Raw genomic sequence first — 1,351 nt, 5'->3', positions numbered from 1 at the left:
GCAAAAGCCTTTAATGAAATGGCCAGCAACCTCAAAGCCTCATTTAAGGCGCTGCGCGATCAGCTAGTGTATGACTCATTAACTCGACTCTACAGCCGCCAAGGATTAATCGAAATCTGCGAAAACAAACCCAATTTGTGTCACGGTAGTTTGTTCTTATTGGGGATCAACAAATTTAGAGATATCAACGACAGTGTGGGACACCACAATGGTGATCAGCTGTTGGTTAGCATCGCAGAAAGGCTGAAGCAGCAATTCCCAGACAACACCATGCTGGCCCGAATTGGTGGCGATGAGTTCGCTCTGTTTATGCCAGATATGGATAAAGACGAAGACATCCGTTTAACAGAACGTCGCCTACAACAACTGTTCGCAGCACCATTTATGGTTGAAGGTGAAAGCGTGGTGATGAAGATCTCACTAGGGATTGTGCAAACCAAGCATGGTGAGAACATGCCGCTTTGGCTACGCAATGCCAGCATTGCTCTGAGCTACGCGAAGCAAGATCCACTGACGGGCATTTGTTACTACAGCCCAGAACTCGCGAGCGCATCGAAGTTTCGTACTCAGCTGCTCACGAAGATGCAAACGGGCATCGACAAGCGCGAATTTGTGCCTCATTATCAGCCGATCATCGATCTCGCGAGTGGTAACGTATGTGGCGCTGAAGCCCTAGCTCGCTGGAATAGCGAAAGCGGTATGATCTCACCATTAGATTTCATCCCAATCGCGGAGGAAAGCGGCATGATCAAAGCCATTGGCCAACAAATCTTGCTGCAAGCGTGCCGAGACACATACAAAGCCATCGAGAACAAACAGTGGCCGTCAGACTTCCAATTGCACGTGAACATTTCGGTCAATCAGCTCTCCTGCCCGGCATTTGTCGACACCGTGACACGAGTGCTGGATGTCACTAAGCTGCCCGCCAAAAACCTCACGTTAGAGATCACCGAGTCGCGCATTATTGATAGCGCACCAACGACTCTGGAAAACATGACGAAGTTGCGTGATATGGGCATTGGCATTGCCATTGATGATTTTGGTACGGGTTACTCTTCTCTTGGTTATCTGCATTCACTGCCGTTCACTTGCTTGAAGATCGATCGCACGTTCATCAATCAGCTCACCAAAGAGAACCTCGACAGCTCAGTAGTAGCCGCAGTGATCAATATCACCGCAGGATTAAAAACCAATGTCGTGGCAGAAGGTGTAGAAGACAGCACGCAAGCGCAACTGTTGCGTTCGCTGGGCTGCCATCAAGTCCAAGGTTTCTATTACAGTCGCCCAATTCCTCTGGATGAATGGCCAACACATTTGGTGAACATGAAGTAGAAAAGAGCGAGAATCGTTG

1 protein-coding gene is annotated in these 1,351 nt (G+C 48.8%); it reads left to right on the top strand.

Annotated features, from left to right (window positions below; all coding sequences use genetic code 11):
• Positions 1 to 1,332, top strand: a 1,332-nt coding sequence (locus tag R8O70_RS25355; RefSeq protein WP_318184474.1) for a bifunctional diguanylate cyclase/phosphodiesterase, incomplete at its 5' end; no start/stop codon positions are given.
• Positions 1,333 to 1,351: the final 19 nt, after the last annotated feature.

Source organism: Vibrio sp. 779(2023), assembly GCF_033344285.1.
GTDB classification, from domain to species: Bacteria; Pseudomonadota; Gammaproteobacteria; order Enterobacterales; family Vibrionaceae; genus Vibrio; species Vibrio alginolyticus.
Note: the sequence above shows the minus strand (reverse complement) of the source record. Positions and strands in the feature narration are given on the sequence as shown.